This is a genomic window from Streptococcus sp. 339, from assembly GCF_013277285.1.
GTDB lineage: Bacteria > Bacillota > Bacilli > Lactobacillales > Streptococcaceae > Streptococcus > Streptococcus pseudopneumoniae.
Genome location: NZ_VMMR01000050.1, coordinates 1 through 20,381, shown reverse-complemented (window position 1 = coordinate 20,381; position 20,381 = coordinate 1). Strand labels below are relative to the sequence as shown.

Genomic DNA, 20,381 nt, shown 5'->3' with positions numbered 1-20,381 from the left:
ATAGGATTTTAGTTTATCAAGCTTGTCAAAAAATTACTAGTTTTTTGTCTGGAAAGCGTTTTTATCTTTTTCTGTCTTTTCCGTAGCAGAATTGTGCAAAAGTTTTTTTCTTGTGCTAGAATGAAATGCGAATAGGAGGAACTCTAAATGTTAACTTATGATTTAATCGTTATCGGATTTGGTAAAGCTGGTAAAACACTAGCTGGTAAATTGGCTTCAGCTGGCAAAAAAGTTGCCCTCATTGAACGTAGCAAAGCTATGTACGGTGGAACTTGTATTAACATCGGTTGTATCCCAACTAAGACTTTGCTAGTTGCTGCTGAGAAGGACTTATCTTTTGAAGAAGTCATTGCTACTAAAAACACGATCACTGGTCGCCTCAATAGTAAAAACTATGCGACTGTTGCTGGTACAGGCGTGGATATCTTTGATGCGGAAGCTCACTTCCTTTCCAATAAAGTCATCGAAATCCAAGCTGGTGATGAAAAGAAAGAACTGACTGCTGAAACAATCGTCATCAACACTGGTGCTGTTTCAAACGTCTTGCCAATCCCTGGACTTGCTACAAGCAAAAACGTCTTTGACTCAACAGGTATCCAAAACTTGGACAAATTGCCTGAGAAACTTGGAGTCCTTGGTGGTGGAAATATCGGTCTTGAATTTGCTGGTCTTTACAACAAACTTGGAAGCAAGGTTACAGTCCTAGATGCCTTGGATATTTTCCTACCTCGTGCAGAACCTTCCATCGCAGCTCTTGCTAAACAATACATGGAAGAAGATGGCATTGAATTGCTTCAAAATATCCATACTACTGAAATCAAAAACGACGGTGACCAAGTGCTTGTCGTAACTGAAAACGAAACTTACCGTTTCGATGCCCTTCTCTACGCAACTGGACGCAAACCAAATGTAGAACCACTTCAACTTGAAAATACAGATATTGAACTAACTGAACGTGGCGCTATTAAAGTAGACAAACACTGTCAAACAAACGTTCCTGGTGTCTTTGCAGTTGGAGATGTCAACGGTGGCCTTCAATTTACTTACATTTCACTTGATGACTTCCGTGTTGTTTACAGCTACCTTGCTGGAGATGGCAGCTACACACTTGAAGACCGTCTCAATGTGCCAAATACTATGTTCATCACACCTGCACTTTCACAAGTTGGTTTGACTGAAAGCCAAGCGGCTGATTTGAAACTTCCATACGCAGTGAAAGAAATCCCTGTTGCAGCAATGCCTCGTGGTCACGTAAACGGAGACCTTCGCGGAGCTTTCAAAGCTGTGGTTAATACTGAAACAAAAGAAATTCTTGGAGCAAGCATCTTCTCAGAAGGTTCTCAAGAAATCATCAACATCATCACTGTTGCTATGGACAACAAGATTCCTTACACTTACTTCACAAAACAAATCTTCACTCACCCAACTTTGGCTGAGAACTTGAATGACTTGTTTGCGATTTAAGTTGAGATCACATCTTAACTGACAGCCCTCTGAGGGCTGTTTTCATTTCTGCGAAATCTCATACTCTTCGAAAATCAAATTCAAACCACGTCAGCTTCACCTTGCCGTANNATTTTCATTGAGTATCAAATCTGTCTTTTCCCTCTTTTGTGATATAATAGAAACATGAACTTAAAAACTACTTTGGGCCTTCTTGCTGGGTGTTCTTCCCACTTCGTTTTAAGCCGTCTTGGACGTGGAAGTACGCTCCCAGGGAAAGTCGCCCTTCAATTTGATAAAGATATTTTACAAAACCTAGCTAAGAACTACGAGATTGTCGTGGTCACTGGAACAAATGGAAAAACCCTGACAACTGCCCTCACTGTCGGCATTTTAAAAGAGGTTTATGGTCAAGTTCTAACCAACCCAAGCGGTGCCAACATGATTACAGGAATTGCAACAACCTTCCTAACAGCCAAATCTTCAAAAACTGGGAAAAATATTGCCGTCCTAGAAATCGACGAGGCCAGTCTATCTCGTATCTGTGACTACATCCAGCCAAGCCTTTTTGTTATCACGAATATCTTCCGTGACCAGATGGACCGCTATGGCGAGATTTACACGACTTATAAGATGATTTTGGATGCCATTCGTAAAGTGCCTACTGCCACTGTTCTCCTTAATGGAGACAGTCCACTTTTCTACAAGCCAGCTATTCCAAATCCTGTACAGTATTTTGGTTTTGACTTGGAGAAAGGCCCAGCCCAGCTGGCTCACTATAATACCGAAGGAATCCTCTGCCCTGACTGCCAAGGCATCCTCAAATATGAGCACAATACTTATGCAAACTTAGGTGCCTATATCTGTGAAGGTTGTGGATGTAAACGTCCTGATTTAGACTATCGCTTGACAGAATTGGTTGAGTTGACCAACAATCGCTCTCGCTTTGTCATTGACGGACAAGAATATGGTATCCAAATCGGTGGTCTCTACAATATCTACAACGCCCTAGCTGCGGTTGCCATCGCCCGTTTCCTTGGTGCAGATTCCCAACTAATCAAGCAAGGATTTGATAAGAGCCGTGCTGTCTTTGGACGCCAAGAAACCTTCCATATCGGTGACAAGGAATGTACCCTTGTCTTGATTAAAAATCCAGTCGGTGCAACTCAAGCTATCGAGATGATTAAACTAGCACCTTATCCATTTAGCCTATCTGTCCTCCTCAATGCCAACTATGCAGATGGAATTGACACTAGCTGGATCTGGGATGCAGACTTTGAGCAAATCACTGACATGGACATTCCTGAAATCAACGCTGGCGGTGTTCGCCATTCTGAAATTGCTCGTCGTCTCCGAGTGACAGGCTATCCAGCTGATAAAATCACTGAAACAAGTAGTCTGGAACAAGTTCTTAAGACAATTGAGAACCAAGACTGCAAGCATGCCTATATCCTGGCTACTTATACTGCTATGCTGGAATTTCGTGAACTGCTGGCTAGTCGTCAGATTGTTAGAAAGGAGATGAACTAATGGTTTATACTTCACTTTCCTCAAAAGATGGCAATTACCCCTATCAGCTCAACATTGCCCACCTCTACGGAAATCTCATGAATACCTACGGGGACAATGGAAACATCCTCATGCTCAAGTATGTTGCTGAAAAACTGGGAGCCCATGTGACCGTTGACATCGTTTCTCTCCATGATGATTTTGATGAAAATCACTACAACATCGCCTTTTTCGGAGGCGGTCAAGACTTTGAACAAAGTATCATTGCAGACGACCTACCTGCTAAAAAAGAGAGCATTGACAACTACATCAAAAACGACGGTGTGGTTCTCGCTATCTGCGGTGGTTTTCAACTATTGGGTCAATATTATGTTGAAGCTTCAGGCAAACTCATCGAAGGACTAGGGGTCATGGGCCACTACACTCTCAACCAGACCAATAACCGTTTTATCGGGGACATCAAGATTCACAATGAAGATTTCAATGAAACCTACTATGGATTTGAAAATCACCAGGGACGTACCTTCCTCTCTGATGACCAAAAACCACTGGGACAGGTTGTCTATGGAAATGGAAACAACGAAGAAAAGGTCGGCGAAGGGGTTCATTATAAGAATGTCTTTGGTTCCTACTTCCACGGGCCTATCCTCTCTCGTAATGCCAATCTGGCTTATCGCCTAGTCACTACAGCCCTCAAGAAGAAATATGGTCAGGACATCCAACTCCCTGCCTATGAAGATATTCTCAGCCAAGAAATCGCTGAAGAATACAGTGATGTCAAAAGCAAGGCTGACTTTTCTTAAACAAAGTGAAACTATATCAAAGAACTCCGTTATCTTGTCGGAGTTTTTTTGTCTTTTCTTTTACCCTTCTCCCTTGCATTTTCTCTCTTTTTTTGCCAAAATAGAGGGGTAGAAAGAAGGTAGCATATGTCTAAATTACAACAAATCCTAACATATCTTGAATCAGAAAAACTAGACGTCGCTGTCGTATCTGACCCCGTCACAATCAATTACCTCACTGGTTTTTACAGTGATCCCCATGAACGCCAAATGTTCCTCTTTGTCCTAGCGGATCAGGAACCTCTCCTCTTTGTCCCAGCTCTTGAAGTAGAACGTGCAAGTAGCACCGTTTCCTTCCCAGTAGTGGGCTATGTCGATTCTGAAAATCCATGGCAAAAAATCAAACATGCTCTTCCACAACTTGACTTCAAACGTGTCGCTGTTGAGTTTGACAATCTCATCTTGACCAAATACCATGGTTTGAAAACAGTTTTTGAAACTGCTGAGTTTGAAAACCTCACTCCTCGTATCCAACGCATGCGCCTCATCAAATCAGCTGACGAAGTACAAAAAATGATGGTTGCAGGTCTTTATGCTGACAAGGCTGTTCATGTTGGTTTTGACAATATTTCTCTTGACAAGACTGAGACAGATATCATCGCACAAATTGACTTTGCCATGAAACGTGAAGGTTACGAAATGAGCTTTGATACCATGGTCTTGACTGGTGATAATGCTGCGAATCCACACGGCATTCCAGCAGCTAATAAGGTTGAAAATGATGCTCTTCTCCTCTTTGACCTTGGTGTTCTGGTCAATGGCTATGCGTCAGATATGACTCGTACAGTCGCTGTCGGCAAACCAGACCAATTCAAGAAAGATATTTACAACTTGACTCTTGAAGCCCAACAAGCTGCTCTTGACTTTATCAAGCCAGGTGTGACTGCTCATGAAGTGGACCGCGCTGCCCGTGAGGTCATCGAAAAAGCTGGTTATGGTGAGTACTTCAACCACCGTCTCGGGCATGGTATCGGTATGGATGTCCATGAATTCCCATCTATCATGGAAGGAAACGACATGGTCATCGAAGAAGGCATGTGCTTCTCTGTTGAACCAGGTATCTATATCCCTGGTAAAGTCGGTGTTCGTATTGAAGACTGCGGTGTTGTTACCAAGGATGGCTTTGACCTCTTTACAAGTACCAGCAAAGACTTGCTTTATTTTGATTAAGATAGCAACAAACCCTAGTTAGACAAGAAGAATCACTTCTGTTTTATGACGTCCATTCTGAATGAAATTCTTCATTGTTCCCCTATGATTGGTTACAAGTCTCTCAATATTTTTAAGCCCCCATCCCTCTGTCTGACGTTCCTTTCGTATTACCAATTCATTCTCATCAAATGAATTCTCGATAGCAATAAAGAGTTTCTTCTGAAAATATCGTATTCCTAAGATCAAGACCCTATCTTCTTTATTACTCAAGCGCATACAGGCTTCAAGACTATTGTCCAACAAATTACCAAGTAAAACCGCTAAAATATCTGGATTGATTTCTAATCGTTGAGGTACAAAACAATCAATTTCCAATTGTATGTCCTCTACCTTATCCTGTAATTTTTGATTGAGTAAAAAGTTAATTGTTGTATTCTTGGAGTAACAGACAGTTTGGTTCTCTATACTATTTGTCATGCTTTGGAGATAAGACTTCGCTTGTTCAGGATCTTCTTTTAAAAGTGCAAGGAGGATTAAATGTTGATTTTTCAAATCGTGTTGAATCCTTTGAATCCTCCTATAATCTTTTTTAGATTGTTTCATTTCTCTCAGTTGAAAGGTCATCTGTTCCGTCTCTAGTATGCTTTGATAATACCTCTGTTGTTGCTGAGAAAGATATAGGGTGAAATAGAGAGAAGAGAACGTTAACACAATGAGGGCTAATACAGAAACAAAAGAAAGATAATCCTTCTCAAACACTTGCCCTTGAATCGCTGATACTGTAAAAGCAAAACAAATGGACAAAAATGGTACAATAAACTGGTATAACCAAGTCCCTTTAGAAACAGTATAAACTAACTTTTGATGTGCACGAAAAAGTTGTCGAAGAACCAGGGTCACTAGCAATGATAAAAGAAAAGCTACAGCGAGATAAAAAAGCATGGCTATTAGATTTTCTGAAATGACTGATAAAGGGGAAAATAGTTGCACTGCTTGATTGAGTATAGTACCAGCTAGTAAAGTTAGACTCATCTGACAAAAAATCCAAAACGAAGATTCTTGAACAGCATATCCAAAATAAAGACCTAAAAAATAATACTCTGCGATACTGAGAATAAGATTCCCTACTAAGAAAAGATTAGCTCCTGAAAATAATATCGTCAACAAGGCATGGAAAAATAAAAGGAGAGAAGTAAAGATACAAATTCTCCTAGACTTTTCTTTTTGGGACAGAGGTCTATAAAAGAAAATAATTCCCAAAAATAAATCAAACAGAATACTCACAATCCGCAAACTGACTAACATTAAAAATTCCTCTCACTCAGATAATAATAATACTTTTCTCTAAAAGACGTTTGAAATTTTCGGCTAATTGGAAGGTGATTTTCATCCATTCCATTTAAAATTGTGACTATTTGCGAATCAAACTCTGTCACATATCTAGGATTGATAATATAGGAAGAATGAATTTGAATAAAGTAATCAGGTAATTTCTCTAAAATATCTTTCGTTTTAAGCAAAGCTTTGTAAGTCTGATCTTTAGTGTAAATAAAGACAGCACGCTTATCCTTTTCAAAAAATACAATGTCATCTAAAGGCAGTGAATAATGCTGCTTTCCAAAAGTAAACGTAAATACAGCTTGCCCTAAATTCAAAAAACGTACCACTCTATCCAGAGTTTTATATAATTTTTTAGAAGTCACTGGTTTAAGTAAATAATCAAAAGTCTGCACTTCAAAAACCTGCTCCATATAATCTCGATAACTGGTAACAAAGATAATCGGGATAAAAGGGTTTACCTTACGGATTTTTTGTGCCATATCAATTCCTGTTATCTGTGGCATCTCGATATCCAAAAAAACACAACTGTACTTCTCTGTCAATTGTTCTAATAGTTTTTGGGGATTCGTATAAACACTCGTTTCTATTTTGATGTCCTTATAAGATAAGAGTAAGTTTTCTAGCTGACTACCATCCCTATTAGAATCATCACAAATCGCAATTTTTAACATCAAATTCCTCACTACAAGCATGATTTTGCCAATTATAACGTCAAATACGTCAATTATGACATGCTGATAAAAAAATCGTTAATTTATTATACAATATTCTTATCAAATATGAAAGGAGTTACAAAAATGAAAAATATTCAAGTGCGTAAAGTTATTGCTAAAACTGATATTAGCTGGGGTGTTTTCTAAATTTTGGGCACCTCTAAAAACTACCGGTTTTCTATGTTTAGTAACCAGAAAAGGTTGAAAAATTAGCATTTTAAAATTGAGTTTTTAGAGGAGTTCTTTTCTATTTATTCCTACTGTTGGAATTGAGTAGATAGGTTCACCATTTTCTTTCTACTTATTTCCATTTGTAATAGGAACTGGGAGTTGCAAGACGAGGATATATGATTTATAATCACCTCGTCTTCCTTTTTTAATAAAATAGTGAGGTTAAAATGAAATTCTATCATCCAAGAATAAAAGAAATATATCCTGTTTATAAACTTCATAAAAATTTATTTAGGATTGGGCTACAAATTGGTATAACCACAGAAATTAAGGATGATAATAATAAAATGTGGAATTTAGTCAATATTTTGGACGGACGTCCTTTTCAAGATATTCTCAATATCATACTAACAAAATATGATGATTTAACTGAAGAAGACATCACAGGCGCTCTTGAACTCTTAGATAATGAGGGGGTTCTCGAAGAAGCGGGCGAAATTCAGGATATTAAAGAACGTTATCATTCAAATATATATTATTTCAGTCGCTATTTAAATAGCTTCCAAGATAGTATTGCAACACAGAAAAAAATTCATCAGTCTACTATCCTTTTACTAGGTCTTGGTGGTGGGGGTTCTAACATACTGACATTACTAGCAGGCTTGGGACCTAAAAAGATAAAAATAGTGGATTTTGACATTGTTGAGCAAAGTAATCTAGGAAGACAATTTCTATACAAGGAAGATGATATTGGCTTATCTAAAGTTCAAATTGCCCATAGAGAAGTTACAAAAATGAATTCCGATATTGAAGTAGAAACCCATAATATACGTATCACCTCTGTAAGTGACTTGATTCCTTTACTTGATGATGTTGATATTACGATATGTGTGATTGATGAACCTCAATATGATATTCAACGTATCGTAAATAAAGCAATCGTTACAAAAAATATTCCCTGTATATTTGGCGCCAGTCAAGTTAGTCGTGGTCGTGTCTATTCAGTTATCCCTTACCAAACAGGCTGTTTTGATTGTTTAAATATTTATTATACAAAAATTGACACTCTATTCCTTGAACAATTCCACGGTGTTCGTACGATTACAAAAACAATCCCTACAATAGCCTATGGTCCAGCAATATTTCAACTGACTTCTGCCATTGTTGATGAAACTATCCGATTATTAACTCAATATACGGAACCAATTAGCCTTAACCATCAATACGAAATCAATTATGAAAACGGAGCCTCATTCACACACGATTCTTGGGGACGCTATCTTGATGAATGTCCAACATGCGGCACAGGTAAAGAAGACGATTGGGAAATTTTTTCTAAGTACGGAGAATTAAAGTTATGACAACTGCAAAACTCGTAATTGATAATTTGACTAAATCTTTTGATGGTCAGCACTTAGCCAATAATCATATTTCCTTAGAAATATCACCAGCAAAAATCACGGCTTTTTTGGGACACAATGGAGCTGGAAAATCTACTCTATTGAATCAAATGATTGGTTTTACTAAACCTGACCAAGGAGATATTTTGTATGGTGATATTTCTTTTATATACAATCGTAAACAAGCACGCACCTTAATTAGTTATATGTCTCAACAATATGCCCCACTCGACAAATTAACCGTAGAACAAAATTTAGAAATACTTGGAAAAATGCGAGGATTGAGTTCCCAAGAACTAGAAAAAGCAATCAGCCAGCTTCTCACTGATTTAGAAATTGAAGACTATCGTTACAAAAAAGGTAAGGATCTTTCGGGCGGTCTCAAAAGACTAACTTTCTTCGCTATGACACTAATCGGTAGCTCAGACATCATTCTTCTTGACGAACCAACAAATGATGTTGACCCCATTCGTCGTGAAAAGCAATGGCAATTATTGCAAAAGTTAGCTAGCAAGGGGCATACCATTATTATCGTTACTCATAATCTTCTGGAGGTTGAAAAATATGCAGATAATTACGCCCTCTTTAATAATGGTAGATTGCTCAAATCAGGAAAGGTTAAGCAAATCATCCATGACAAACTGTATCAGATAAGCTTTGATTTTAAGACTAAAAGTATATTAGACAAAATAGAAGATTATACAATTATCAATGGTGTTAGTTGTCAATTAGAGATTGAGGAAAGAAGTCTAGCTCCATTGATAGCACAACTGACAGAAGAACTTGGTCAAAAAACCATTTCCAATCTCTCTCTTCATCAAAAAACATTGACTATTTCTGACCTTTATAGAGAGGAGCTAACCAACTAATATGACTCAATTTTTTTACTTACTTCATTGGAACTACTTGCGCCAAAAAGAGCTTTTCATCCTTTTTACACTAGCACAGCTCCTCTTATCCATTTCTCTTCTTTTTGGCTACCCTCTAGTTATTGGCGATATCGATTCGACTACTGCCTACTATCTTTCGTCTGGTTCTGTTTTAATTGGAATTATCTCCATGGGTTGTACAATTTCCTCCCCTGTTATAGCAAATGATAAGTTGGAAGGGCATTTTGATTATATTCGTGCCTTACCCATCCCTAGGATATTCATTTCTCTCGCTGACTTGTGGATGTGGTTAATTGCCATTTTGCCGGGAGTTTTTATTTCTATTCTACTTGGGTATGTCCGTTTTTCTGTTCGTCTCCATCCATCTTTTCTTGGTGTTTTTATTGTGCTTCTGATTTGTCTTACTATGATTAGTCTGGGATTTGCTATAGCCTACACCTTTTCTCCAAATACAGTAACCCTTATGTCGCAGCTAATTCTTATGATTGGACTCATGTTCTCACCACTCATGTATCCTGCAGATCGACTACCTGAGTGGGTAAACCATCTTTACCGTGCCCTCCCTTTCGTCCCTTCCTCAAATCTTCTGCGAGCCAGCCTTTACGACTACGGAAATGTTTCTCTATTGGACATGAGTATTCTCATTCTTTGGATTATGTCAACACAGTTAATTATTTTAAGAACTCTTCATAAAGAAAAATGATTGCCCCTAAAGCTTTTCTTATAGACTAAGCCAATAAAAAGAACCTTCATGACTATTCGAAAAGCTAAACAAGAAGATATTCCTAAATTACTCGATTTATTACAACAAATCCTTACGCTTCACCACCAAGCTCGACCAGATATTTTTAAGCAAACTGGGACTAAATATAGTTCCTCTGAGTTGCAAAATATTCTCTCTCAAGAACATACCCCTATTTTTGTTTTTGAAGATGAGAAGGGACAAGTTCTCGGACACCTATTTTGTACCATAAAAGATAAAACAGATAATCCTGTTCTCCAAGAAATCAAAACCCTTTTTATCAAAGATTTATGTGTAGATCAAAATGCTCGTGGTCAAAAAATTGGTAATCAACTCTATCAATTCGCTCTCAATTATGCTAAAGAAATTGGCTGCCATAATCTAACCCTAAGTGTCTGGAATGATAACGAGGGTGCTCTCCGCTTTTATCAAAGACAAGGGATGAAACCCCAAGAAACAACAATGGAAATGATAATTGATCAAGAAGTAATCTATAAAAAGATGTTAGAAAAAGTTCAATTTCACTAAAAATGAGAAAAATCTTCCCACAATAAAACGCATAGTATCAAGGTTTTCAATACCTGATACTATGCGTTTTTTCTGATTTTTAGGACTTTCTCCACAGCCGCTTTACTTAATCTTCTTGATACTTTGACTAAGAATAAATCCTACAATCATCCCTACCATATTTTGCATGAAATTTGGTAGAATTTCTGGTAGGGCTGCTGCCCAGCCATTCATCAATGTAGAACCCAAGGCGTAACCCCCTACCATGGCAATCGTTGCTAAGATAAGGCCTAACCACTGAGTTTTTCCTTTAAATCCTGCGAAAAATCCCTGCAATCCATGATTGACCAAGCTAAAGAACATCCATTGAGGATAGCCTGATAAGAGGTCAATCAAGAAACCTGCCAGTCCTCCGACTACAGCCCCTTCACGACTACCAAAGTAGAAGGCCGTAAAGAAGACACCCGCATCTAAAAGAGTTAGGATGCCTGTCGGTGTTGGGATTTTTAAGAAATAACCTAGAACCACAGAGAGGGCGGTTAATAGGGATACAAGGGCGATTTTAGTTGTTTTGGTTTGCTTCATATTGTCTTACTCCATACTGATCTGCTTGTGCAATGGCACGGTAAACGAAAGTCTTAGAGCTTTCTACTGCTGGTAAAAGTTCATCACCTTTAACCAAGCGACTGGCAATGCTAGAGGCAAAGGTACAACCTGCGCCAGCATTTTGCCCTTGGATGACAGGATTTTCTAGGACTGTAAAGTTTTGTCCGTCATAAAAGACATCTACAGCCTTGTCCTGACTAAGGCGATTGCCTCCCTTGATAATGACTGCTGGCGCTCCTAAGTCATGCAATTTCTGAGCTGCAGTTTTCATGTCTTCCAAGGTTTTAATTTCCTGACCAGCTAGTAATTCTGCTTCAGGAAGATTAGGCGTAATCACACTGACATGAGGGAAAAAGCGAATCAACTCTTGGCAGAGTTCACTGACAGCTACATCATGCGTTTCCTTACAGACCAAGACAGGATCCAAAACCACAGGCACTCCTGGACGTTGCTTGATAAAGTCCAAAGCCTTCTCAGCCACACTGACAGTTGGTAGAAGACCAATCTTAATCCCTGCAAATTCTACATCACGCAAGCTATCTAATTCATGTTGAAAAATGGTATCGTCAGTTGGAAAGACTTCAAAGCCCTTTTCCGTCAAGGCTGTCAAACAAGTCACTGCTACAAAGCCATGCAAGCCGTTCAAGGTATAGGTAGCCAAATCAGCTGACAAACCACCACCACTAAAAATATCATTCCCAGAAAGTGCTAAAATACGATTATTCTTCATAACGAATCTCCTTTAAATATAAACCATTTGGTGCTGCAGTGGGACCTGCAAGCTGCCTGTCCTTTTTCTCCAAGATGAGGTCAATCTGCTCTACTGGCATACGCTTGTTGCCGATTTTGAGCAGTGTCCCCACCATATTGCGAATCTGTTTATACAAGAAACCATTTCCTGAAAAGGTAAAAGTCAAAAACTGGCCTGTCTCATCAACCCTAAGACTGGCTTCTGTAATAGTGCGAACCTTATCCTCTACACTAGTCCCAGAGGCTGTAAAGCCAGTGAAATCATGGGTTCCTTCTAGCTTTTTGACGGCCTCCTGCATCCTCTCCACATCAAGTGGGTAAGGGAAGTGGGTGGCATAGTGACGGCGCATGGGATTTTTGGGACGTCCTCTATCCACGATAAACTCATAGGTCTTGCTATGCTTGGCATAACGGCAATGAAAATCATCTGCCACAAGCTCAATCGAAATCACATCAATATCTTCAGGAGACTGGGTATCCAAGGCAAAACGGAGTTTCTCCTCATCCATCTGATAAGGCAGGTCAAAATGAAGCACCTGTCCCAGAGCATGAACCCCACTATCTGTCCTACCAGCACCGTGAACAGTAATAGCTTGCCCTTTATTTAACCTGGTCAAGGTTTTTTCAATTTCTTCCTGAACGCTACGCGCATGAGGCTGGCGCTGAAAGCCAGCAAAGGCATAACCATCATAGGAAATAGTTGCTTTATATCTCGTCATAACCTCTATTTTATCAAGAAATTAGTCTGTAAACAAGGATCTAAAACAAATATTGTATGGGTATAAAAATCTCATACTCTTCGAAAATCTCTTCAAACCACGTCAGTTTCCATCTGCAACCTCAAAACACTATTTTGAGCAACCTGCGGCTAGCTTTCTATAGTAGATTGAAATAAGATATGAATAACTCTATTAGGAAAGTCAAATTAATTTCTAGAAATGTTTTAGCAGCTACAGCGTACTATTCCAAACTCAATCAACTATAGTTTGCTCTTTGATTTTCATTGAGTATCAAAAGAAAAACTTAGGAATCAATCCTAAGCTCTCTTTTGAAATAGGTACATGACAAAGATAGAGGTTACAATCAACCAACCTCCTAAGATGGCAAAGACCAGCATCCCATTGTGCGTTAGTAACCCTATTGCACCTAGAATGAATGGGGTCGTAAAAGCTCCGAAACTACAGCCTAAAACTGCAAATGAAGTTGCTTGATTGAGGAGTTTAGCTGGAATTCGTTCAGAGACAAGTTGAAAGACCGTCGTCAAGACTACACTATAGGCAAATCCAGCCAGAACACTTCCTGCTACTACCACCCACAAGGATGGAGACAAGGCAATCACGATTTGCCCCAAGCCAAATGTAATACCAGACCAGAGGAGCAGTTTCTCTTTAAAGATAGAAATCAAGAAAGAAAAACTCACTCCAGCCACAATCCCGATTAACTGCATGAGACTAAGAACAAAACTAGATAACTGGGCATCCCCCAATCCTCTTTCCACCATCAAACTTGGAATACGGATGGTAATAGCTGTATTGGTACAAACTACAGCTGCCGCTTCGATAGCTAGGGTAAAAATCAAGCCTTTCATTTCTCGAGTTAAACGACTTGCTTCCTTCGCTCTTTTCTTGACTTCTTTCTTTGATTTTCCATAAGGGACAAAGAGCAGATAAAGGGGCAGCACCAAAAATCCAGCACTATAGGCTAGAAAGATAGCTGTCCAACCAAAGGCCAACAACTGACCGACGGCCAAGGTAATGAGAGAAGCTCCAACGACCTCTGCAGAAGCGCGTAGCCCTAACATCTGAATTCGCCTTTTTCCTTGATAGCGTTCACTGATAATAGAAATGGCCTTGGCATTGATCATCCCAACACCTAAACCAAAAAGAAGCCGTGTCCCAAAGACAAAGGGATAGGCTTGGTACCAGAAGGGAGCTGTACCGCTCAATGATAAAATCAGCAAGCCCAAACTAATCTGTAAGCGCTCAGGAAATATTTTTTCTAAGAAACCATTTAGCAGTAACATCATCATGATTCCAAAGGAAGGCAAGCTCACCAAGAGCTCAATTTGTTCCTTAGAATAACCCTGATAATAGTCAAACATGGCTGGTAGGGCACTCGAAATGGAAAAGGAGGCAATCAAAACGAGGGAGAGAGCCAAAATGCTGGCCCGTTCTAAAAATTGTTTCATGAAATCTCTTTCTATATTTCTCTTAATCTTCTACTTTTTTGATAGTTATCAAAAAAGCAAGAAAAGAAGAAGCCTCATTGGTACACAGACTCCTTCTCAAACTCGAAAATGAATCCCTTGTGTCTTATACTCAATGAAAATNNCCGCAGGCTGCTCAAAACAGTGTGTTGAGGTTGCAGATGGAAACTGACGTAGTTTGAAGAGATTTTCGAAGAGTATTAGAATGACTTTCTCTTGATTTGCTTAATAAAGTAGAAGATAAATCCTGCTACCATATAGGCAACAAAGATAATCAGACACCACTTGAATACGACATCCCAACCCTTGTTCACATTTAAAAAGAAGTAAGGGAAAGGATTATCCTTGGCATTTGGAATATTGAGTTTTAGAACCAAGCCATTAAAAAGAGCAAACATCATATACAGCAAGGGTAAAATGGTCCACACTGCTGGATCCCAAATCTTATATTGACCCTGTTTGTCAAAAAAGAGGGTATCCGCTAAAAACCAGATGGGAACGATATAGTGGCAAAGGAAATTTTCTAGGGTATAGAAATTAGTCGCAATGGGCGCCAAGAGGAAATGGTAAATCACACAGGTAATCATGATACTCATGGTGACCCCACCTTTTAAGCGCAAGAGACTTGGCCTTTGCCAATTTTCACCTACACGGCTCATAACCTTTAGAAGATAAAGGGTAAAAATAGTTACCAAGAGGTTGGACAGAACCGTGTAATAGAGAAGCATCCCAAAACCACCATGCTTAGTAATTTCAAGATAAACTCCCGTAAAAGCCGCTAGAAACAAGAAGATACGGCTATAAAATACAAGTTTATAGTGTTTTGACATGCTTAAATCTTCCTCACAAACTCTGATTTGAGTTTCATGGCACCAAAACCATCAATCTTACAGTCGATATTGTGGTCGCCTTCTACGATGCGGATATTTTTCACGCGCGTCCCTTGTTTCAAATCTTTTGGCGCACCTTTTACTTTCAAGTCCTTGATGAGAGTTACTGTATCACCATCAGCCAATTTATTTCCGTTGGCATCGATAGCGACAAGACCTTCTTCTGCTTCTGCAACTTCAGCAGGATTCCACTCATGAGCACACTCTGGGCAAACCAGTAGGGCACCGTCTTCGTAGACATACTCTGAGTTACATTTTGGACAATTTGGTAAATTGTTCATAGTTTCTCCTTATCATCATTCACTATTCTTTGAAAATCAAAATTTCTCGAACAGCAACTATTATACCCTAAAATCAGCATTTTGACAAATTTAGAAAAAAACCGATATCCATCTATCGGCTTTTCTACATTTACATTCTTTTTTCAGCTTCTGATTTGATTTTTTCAACTACTTCTTGAATGTTCAAGCCAGTTGTATCAAGATAGACAGCGTCCTCTGCTTGTTTAAGAGGAGAAGTCTCCCGATGACTATCCTTGTAGTCACGCGCAGCAATTTCCTTTTTTAGGGTTTCAAGGTCTGTTTCAATTCCCTTGGCAATATTTTCCTTGTAACGGCGCCCTGCTCTCTCATCAACAGAAGCTACTAGGAAAATTTTCAATTCTGCTTGTGGCAATACAACAGTTCCAATATCGCGACCATCCATGACAATCCCACCTTGCTGGGCAATTTCTTGTTGGAGAGAAACTAGTTTCTCACGCACTTGAGGAATTGCTGCAATAGCAGAAACATGATTGGTCACTTCATTTTCACGGATAGGATGGGTAATATCCACATCTCCTACAAAAACAAGCTGGTCTCCAGTTTCTGAACGTCCAAAGCTGATTGGATGCTGGTCCAACAAGGTTAGAAGGGCTTCGACTTCTTCAACTCCTAATTGGTTCTTAAGAGCCATATAGGTCGCTGCACGATACATAGCTCCTGTATCAAGGTAGGTGAATCCAAAATCCTTAGCAATAATCTTTGCGACCGTACTCTTACCGCTGGAAGCAGGACCATCAATAGCAATTTGAATTGTTTTCATATCGGCTCCTATTTTATTTTTATAACATCACCTGGATTAGCAAACCAAGATCCTGTAGCCATGTGCCCAGGATTCAAGGCCTCTAACTGAGCAATGGAGATTCCTGCACGAGCGGCAATAGCTGCTTCCCCTTCTCCTGCGAGAACTTTAATCGTTCCTTCAGGATTAGCAGCTTCTTCTGAACTACTAGAAGTAGATTCTGGCTCTGAACTCTGCTCAGGCTGAGAACTGCTTGAAGATGAGATTTGTACTACACTTGCATCAGAATCATGAAAGTCTTTTAAGGCTGCTGTGCGATTACTCCCCCCCGATGATAGATAGATGAGAACGATGACCATCACCACCACAATTACAAAGAAAATACTAGCTAGGATCGTCAAAATACGATTAGCCATCCTATCAGCCCCTCCGTGGTTTCGATGCCGACGCTCTGCTCTTGCTTCTTCTTGATCATAAATATCTTCTTGCCACGGTTCTTTTGCCATACCTTACTCCTTGTTTTTTTTTACTTTTCTTATTACAATATAAATATGAACATGAAAATCACACTTATACCTGAACGATGCATCGCCTGTGGGCTTTGCCAAACTTATTCTGACTTATTTGATTACCACGATAATGGAATCGTGCGTTTTTACGATAATCCTGACCAACTGGAAAAAGAAATTTCTCCTAGTCAGGATGTCTTAGAGGCTGTTAGAAACTGTCCGACACGTGCCTTGATTAAAGATCAACACTAATCTCTCATAGTAAATTGACAAGAACGTTTCACTCTTTCTAGTTTAGCATATTTCCATGTAAAATTATAGTCTTTTCACTTTATTTTTTTCTGTAAAATCAGGAAGATCACTTTTTTCTTTAACGAGATAAAGTGGTCTTTTTTTAGTCTCCAGATAAATCTTACTGCAACTTATAATCTAAATTCCTCAATGAGAATAGACTTCTACCATTCTATTTCCTTTACCCTTTTTACAAATTCATTCCACTCTCGTCTACAATCTTTAGATAGGCATATATCCGTATAATTGAACGATAAATCTTTAATATTCTTCCACCAATCAAAAGAATTTCCCGCTTCTTCTGTTTCTATTCTTTTGTTAACTACTTCAACAATTGTATTATCTATCTCTTCCTTGTCATCTAAACTTAGAAATCTCCATTCAATTCCATTTGTATAAATTACTTTTTTATACCATAAAAGGTCTCCAATAAGTTGTCCCATCTCTCCAGTTATATGTTCAAAACTGTTCGATATGGTTGATTTGATTTTTTCCTCTGTAATTAAACTATAATTTAAATTCTTAACTTCCACGCATCCTCGAAGTTCCTTCCATTCTTCAATTTTTATACTTTTCCTAGATTTGTTTTCATAAGTCTTATCTAAAATAACTATATCAGGAAAATTACTTAGACCATAATAAATTTGTCCCAAACCCCTTCTTTGTCTTCCGAAGACATATCTTTTTGATAAACTATCTTTTAAAGTTGGCTTAATTATATCAGCAACTAAAGGATACAGTTCAACCTCTACATAATTTTGTTTCTTTATTAGCCCGATTTCTTCAGTATAATCCTCTTTACTTAGCATAAAATAACCCTCCTGAATGTTTTATTTATTAAGTTATCGTCTTTGCAGTAAATTTATTCCACATAGTTCATTTATATCATGTCAAATCCCTAATTTTTTTAAAAATCACTCAAGTTCCAGACCAAAAGAATTATAATTACAAAAAAGTGACTGCGCCAGATAATTCCTACTTTTTCATGATCTATGATAACTTTTTTCTTTGATAAGATAAAGTGGTCTTTTTTTAGTCTCCAAATAAATCTTACTGATATATTTACCGAGAATCCCAATAGTCAAGAGTTGAATGCCTCCAAGAAAGAGAATAACAGCCATCAGAGAGGTCCAACCAGATGTCGGATTGCCCAAGATAAGGGTCCGAAACACCACAAAAACAGTCATCACAAAAGAAATAAAACAAGATAGGAGTCCCGCCACAAAGGCGATAATCAGGGGAAAATCTGAAAAATTAACAATCCCTTCAATGGAGTAGAAAAAAAGTTGCCTCAAACTCCAACTGGTCTTGCCAGCCTGCCTTTCGACATTTGGATAGTCCAAATAGTAGGTTTTGAAACCCACCCAGGCGAAGAGCCCCTTTGAAAAACGATTGGACTCGGTCAAGCTTAAAATGGCATCGACTACAGACCGTCTCATCATGCGAAAATCACGGACACCTGATGGCAGGGCTACTGGACTAATTTTTTGCATAAGGCGGTAAAAGAGATTAGCACAAAAACTGCGAAAGAAGGGTTCTCCCTCCCGACTAGTTCTCCGTGTTCCAACACAGTCCAAATCTGCATTCTGGTCTAGTAAGTTTTTCATCTCAAGCAACATACTAGGAGGATCTTGGAGGTCTGCATCCATCACCACCACCAAATCTCCTGTCGCATATTGCAAGCCTGCATAAAGGGCTGCTTCTTTGCCAAAATTTCGAGAGAAAGAAAGATAATGCACTGCCGGATTTTGCTCCCGATAGGCCTTTAAAAGTTCCAAGGTTCCATCGTTCGATCCATCCTCGACAAAGACATACTCGATTTCTGTTTCCAAATCTGGAATCAAATCTTCCAGAGCCTGATAAAAAAGAGGAAGTACTTCCTCTTCGTTTAAGCAGGGGACAATGATTGACATCACCATCTTAGTCTTCAAATCCATTTGGATGCTTGCTTTGCCAACGCCATGTATCTTCACACATTTGGGTGATGCCGAGTTCTGCTTCCCAGCCTAGTTCTGCTTTGGCTTTTGCAGGATCTGAATAGCAGGCTGCGATATCCCCTGGGCGACGGTCTACGATGCGGTAAGGAATTGGGCGTCCCACTGCTTTTTCCATATTTTGGATAATTTCAAGAACTGAGTAGCCTTTACCTGTTCCAAGGTTATAAACGTTTAGGCCTGAACCTTTTTGGATTTTTTTCAGAGCTGCGACGTGACCTTTAGCCAAATCGACAACGTGGATATAGTCACGAACACCAGTTCCATCTTCGGTATCGTAATCGTCTCCAAACACTTGCACTTGCTCTAATTTCCCAACAGCTACTTGAGTCACATATGGCAAGAGGTTGTTTGGAATACCGTTTGGATTTTCTCCTAGGTCTCCACTTTCATGGGCTCCGATTGGGTTAAAGTAACGAAGCAAGACAACATTCCATTCTGAGTCTGCCTTGTAGATATCGGTCAAAATTTCCTCTAGCATGAGCTTGGTACGACCGTATGGGTTGGTCACTGAAAGTGGGAAATCTTCCAAGATGGGCACTGTGTGCGGATCCCCGTAAACTGTCGCAGAAGAACTGAAAATGATGTTTTTACAGTTGGCTTCTTCCATAGCTTTCAAAAGGCTAACAGTTCCAGCGATATTGTTGTCATAATAGGCAAGAGGGATACGAGTAGATTCACCGACAGCCTTCAAGCCAGCAAAGTGAATGACCCCTGTTGGTTCTTCTTGTTTGAAAATGTCTCTGAGGGTATCTGTATCACGGACATCAGCCTCATAAAAAGGAATCTCAACTCCTGTAATTCTCTCAACAACTTCTAAACTTTTACGGTTGCTGTTTACAAGGTTATCCACCACAACAACCTGATGATCTGCTTGGATTAACTCAATAACAGTGTGGGTCCCGATAAAACCTGCCCCACCCGTTACCAAAATCTTTTCTTGCATCTTCTTTCCTCGATTCTCGGATTATTTTTTCTTATTTTACCATTTTTGATAGGGAATGTCATTTGCCATCCTAGAGGGTAAGATAAAATTTCAGTAAAATGCTTATACTCTTCGAAAATCTCTTCAAACAACGTCAGCTTCGCCTTGCCATGGGTATGGTTACTGACTTCGTCAGTTCCATCCACAACCTCAAAACAGTGTTTTAAGCTGACTTCGTCAGTTCTATCCACAACCTCAAAACAGTGTTTTAAGCTGACTTCGTCAGTTCTATCCACAACCTCAAAACAGTGTTTTAAGCTGACTTCGTCAGTTCTATCCACAACCTCAAAACAGTGTTTTAAGCTGACTTCGTCAGTTCTATCCACAACCTCAAAGCAGTGCTTTGAGCAACCTGCGGCTAGCTTCCTAGTTTGCTCT

Annotated in this window: 22 protein-coding genes and 3 pseudogenes; 9 read left to right on the top strand and 16 right to left on the bottom strand. The window is 39.2% G+C overall.

Annotation, left to right across the window (positions count from 1 at the left end; all coding sequences use genetic code 11):
- Positions 1–147: 147 nt before the first annotated feature.
- From HT736_RS06720 to HT736_RS06705, 4 genes are all read left to right on the top strand, one after another.
- On the top strand, positions 148–1,464 hold the full coding sequence (locus tag HT736_RS06720; protein ID WP_138704989.1) for an FAD-containing oxidoreductase: 1,317 nt from the start codon (positions 148–150) through the stop codon (positions 1,462–1,464).
- Positions 1,465–1,629: 165 nt separating this feature from the next.
- Entirely contained in the window at positions 1,630–2,973 is a 1,344-nt protein-coding gene (murT, locus tag HT736_RS06715; RefSeq protein WP_054392602.1) for a lipid II isoglutaminyl synthase subunit MurT, read from the top strand.
- Entirely contained in the window at positions 2,973–3,755 is a 783-nt protein-coding gene (gene gatD, locus HT736_RS06710) for a lipid II isoglutaminyl synthase subunit GatD (RefSeq protein ID WP_172930868.1), read from the top strand. The genes murT and gatD overlap by 1 nt, the downstream gene beginning before the upstream one ends.
- Before the next feature lie 126 nt (positions 3,756–3,881).
- On the top strand, positions 3,882–4,964 hold the full coding sequence (locus tag HT736_RS06705; protein ID WP_000040911.1) for a Xaa-Pro peptidase family protein: 1,083 nt from the start codon (positions 3,882–3,884) through the stop codon (positions 4,962–4,964).
- An 18-nt stretch (positions 4,965–4,982) separates the two neighbouring features.
- Here HT736_RS06705 and HT736_RS06700 read toward each other — a convergent pair whose 3' ends face one another.
- Together HT736_RS06700 and HT736_RS06695 are read right to left on the bottom strand one after the other, a co-directional pair.
- The gene (locus HT736_RS06700) at positions 4,983–6,251 is read right to left on the bottom strand and encodes a GHKL domain-containing protein (protein WP_000961370.1); all 1,269 of its coding nucleotides are present in this window, start codon (positions 6,249–6,251) and stop codon (positions 4,983–4,985) included.
- Positions 6,251–6,958 carry a LytTR family DNA-binding domain-containing protein gene (locus HT736_RS06695; RefSeq protein ID WP_050242000.1) on the bottom strand — a complete coding sequence of 236 codons (708 nt, stop codon included), beginning with the start codon at positions 6,956–6,958 and terminating at the stop codon, positions 6,251–6,253. Before HT736_RS06695 ends, HT736_RS06700 begins: the two co-directional genes overlap by 1 nt.
- Before the next feature lie 440 nt (positions 6,959–7,398).
- Between HT736_RS06695 and HT736_RS06690 the strand changes: the two genes are divergently transcribed.
- Genes HT736_RS06690 through HT736_RS06675 form a run of 4 tightly spaced genes read left to right on the top strand, consistent with a single transcriptional unit; the run spans position 7,399 to position 10,731 of the window.
- Positions 7,399–8,532 (top strand): ThiF family adenylyltransferase, encoded by a 1,134-nt coding sequence (locus tag HT736_RS06690; RefSeq protein ID WP_000675233.1) that lies wholly within the window; start codon positions 7,399–7,401, stop codon positions 8,530–8,532.
- Positions 8,529–9,440 (top strand): ABC transporter ATP-binding protein, encoded by a 912-nt coding sequence (locus HT736_RS06685; protein ID WP_172930867.1) that lies wholly within the window; start codon positions 8,529–8,531, stop codon positions 9,438–9,440. The genes HT736_RS06690 and HT736_RS06685 overlap by 4 nt, the downstream gene beginning before the upstream one ends.
- 1 nt (position 9,441) lies before the next feature.
- A complete protein-coding gene (locus tag HT736_RS06680) occupies positions 9,442–10,164 on the top strand; it encodes an ABC transporter permease (RefSeq protein WP_000191422.1) in 723 nt (240 codons plus the stop codon).
- A gap of 48 nt (positions 10,165–10,212) precedes the next feature.
- On the top strand, positions 10,213–10,731 hold the full coding sequence (locus tag HT736_RS06675) for a GNAT family N-acetyltransferase (RefSeq protein WP_000155489.1): 519 nt from the start codon (positions 10,213–10,215) through the stop codon (positions 10,729–10,731).
- Between the two features lie 102 nt (positions 10,732–10,833).
- Here HT736_RS06675 and HT736_RS06670 read toward each other — a convergent pair whose 3' ends face one another.
- The 8 genes from HT736_RS06670 to HT736_RS06635 all read right to left on the bottom strand — a co-directional run bounded on the left by HT736_RS06670 (position 10,834) and on the right by HT736_RS06635 (position 16,730).
- The gene (locus HT736_RS06670) at positions 10,834–11,295 is read right to left on the bottom strand and encodes an ECF transporter S component (protein ID WP_000814989.1); all 462 of its coding nucleotides are present in this window, start codon (positions 11,293–11,295) and stop codon (positions 10,834–10,836) included.
- Positions 11,273–12,046 carry a bifunctional hydroxymethylpyrimidine kinase/phosphomethylpyrimidine kinase gene (locus HT736_RS06665; RefSeq protein ID WP_000794760.1) on the bottom strand — a complete coding sequence of 258 codons (774 nt, stop codon included), beginning with the start codon at positions 12,044–12,046 and terminating at the stop codon, positions 11,273–11,275. The genes HT736_RS06670 and HT736_RS06665 overlap by 23 nt, the downstream gene beginning before the upstream one ends.
- The gene (truA, locus tag HT736_RS06660) at positions 12,036–12,785 is read right to left on the bottom strand and encodes a tRNA pseudouridine(38-40) synthase TruA (protein ID WP_000199191.1); all 750 of its coding nucleotides are present in this window, start codon (positions 12,783–12,785) and stop codon (positions 12,036–12,038) included. Before truA ends, HT736_RS06665 begins: the two co-directional genes overlap by 11 nt.
- Before the next feature lie 317 nt (positions 12,786–13,102).
- Entirely contained in the window at positions 13,103–14,254 is a 1,152-nt protein-coding gene (locus HT736_RS06655; protein ID WP_000808686.1) for an MFS transporter, read from the bottom strand.
- A gap of 218 nt (positions 14,255–14,472) precedes the next feature.
- A complete protein-coding gene (locus HT736_RS06650) occupies positions 14,473–15,102 on the bottom strand; it encodes a Pr6Pr family membrane protein (RefSeq protein ID WP_000033949.1) in 630 nt (209 codons plus the stop codon).
- A 2-nt stretch (positions 15,103–15,104) separates the two neighbouring features.
- Complete coding sequence (locus HT736_RS06645; protein ID WP_001061585.1) at positions 15,105–15,443, bottom strand: zinc ribbon domain-containing protein YjdM; 339 nt, start codon at positions 15,441–15,443, stop codon at positions 15,105–15,107.
- A 130-nt stretch (positions 15,444–15,573) separates the two neighbouring features.
- Positions 15,574–16,245: a (d)CMP kinase gene (cmk, locus tag HT736_RS06640; protein WP_000849384.1), complete on the bottom strand. Its 672-nt coding sequence runs from the start codon at positions 16,243–16,245 to the stop codon at positions 15,574–15,576.
- An 8-nt stretch (positions 16,246–16,253) separates the two neighbouring features.
- Positions 16,254–16,730 (bottom strand): SAG1386/EF1546 family surface-associated protein, encoded by a 477-nt coding sequence (locus HT736_RS06635; RefSeq protein ID WP_001040899.1) that lies wholly within the window; start codon positions 16,728–16,730, stop codon positions 16,254–16,256.
- 51 nt (positions 16,731–16,781) lie between these two features.
- Here HT736_RS06635 and HT736_RS06630 point away from each other — a divergent pair, with 51 nt between their 5' ends.
- The gene (locus HT736_RS06630) at positions 16,782–16,985 is read left to right on the top strand and encodes a ferredoxin (RefSeq protein WP_161802646.1); all 204 of its coding nucleotides are present in this window, start codon (positions 16,782–16,784) and stop codon (positions 16,983–16,985) included.
- Between the two features lie 63 nt (positions 16,986–17,048).
- Here HT736_RS06630 and HT736_RS06625 read toward each other — a convergent pair.
- From HT736_RS06625 to HT736_RS06605, 6 genes and pseudogenes are all read right to left on the bottom strand, one after another.
- Positions 17,049–17,150, bottom strand: a pseudogene (locus tag HT736_RS06625) (group 2 glycosyl transferase); the annotation flags it as partial.
- 38 nt (positions 17,151–17,188) lie between these two features.
- Complete coding sequence (locus HT736_RS06620) at positions 17,189–17,833, bottom strand: hypothetical protein (RefSeq protein WP_000949237.1); 645 nt, start codon at positions 17,831–17,833, stop codon at positions 17,189–17,191.
- Between the two features lie 174 nt (positions 17,834–18,007).
- Positions 18,008–18,199: pseudogene (locus HT736_RS12095) on the bottom strand (glycosyltransferase); the annotation flags it as partial.
- Between the two features lie 186 nt (positions 18,200–18,385).
- Positions 18,386–18,937 (bottom strand): annotated as a pseudogene (locus tag HT736_RS12090) (glycosyltransferase family 2 protein); the annotation flags it as partial.
- Between the two features lie 7 nt (positions 18,938–18,944).
- Positions 18,945–19,964, bottom strand: coding sequence for a UDP-glucose 4-epimerase GalE (gene galE, locus HT736_RS06610; RefSeq protein ID WP_172930866.1), 1,020 nt, complete (start codon positions 19,962–19,964; stop codon positions 18,945–18,947).
- Positions 19,943–20,381 (bottom strand): hypothetical protein (locus tag HT736_RS06605; protein WP_172930865.1); only part of this gene is annotated, 439 nt, incomplete at its 5' end. The genes galE and HT736_RS06605, both read right to left, overlap by 22 nt.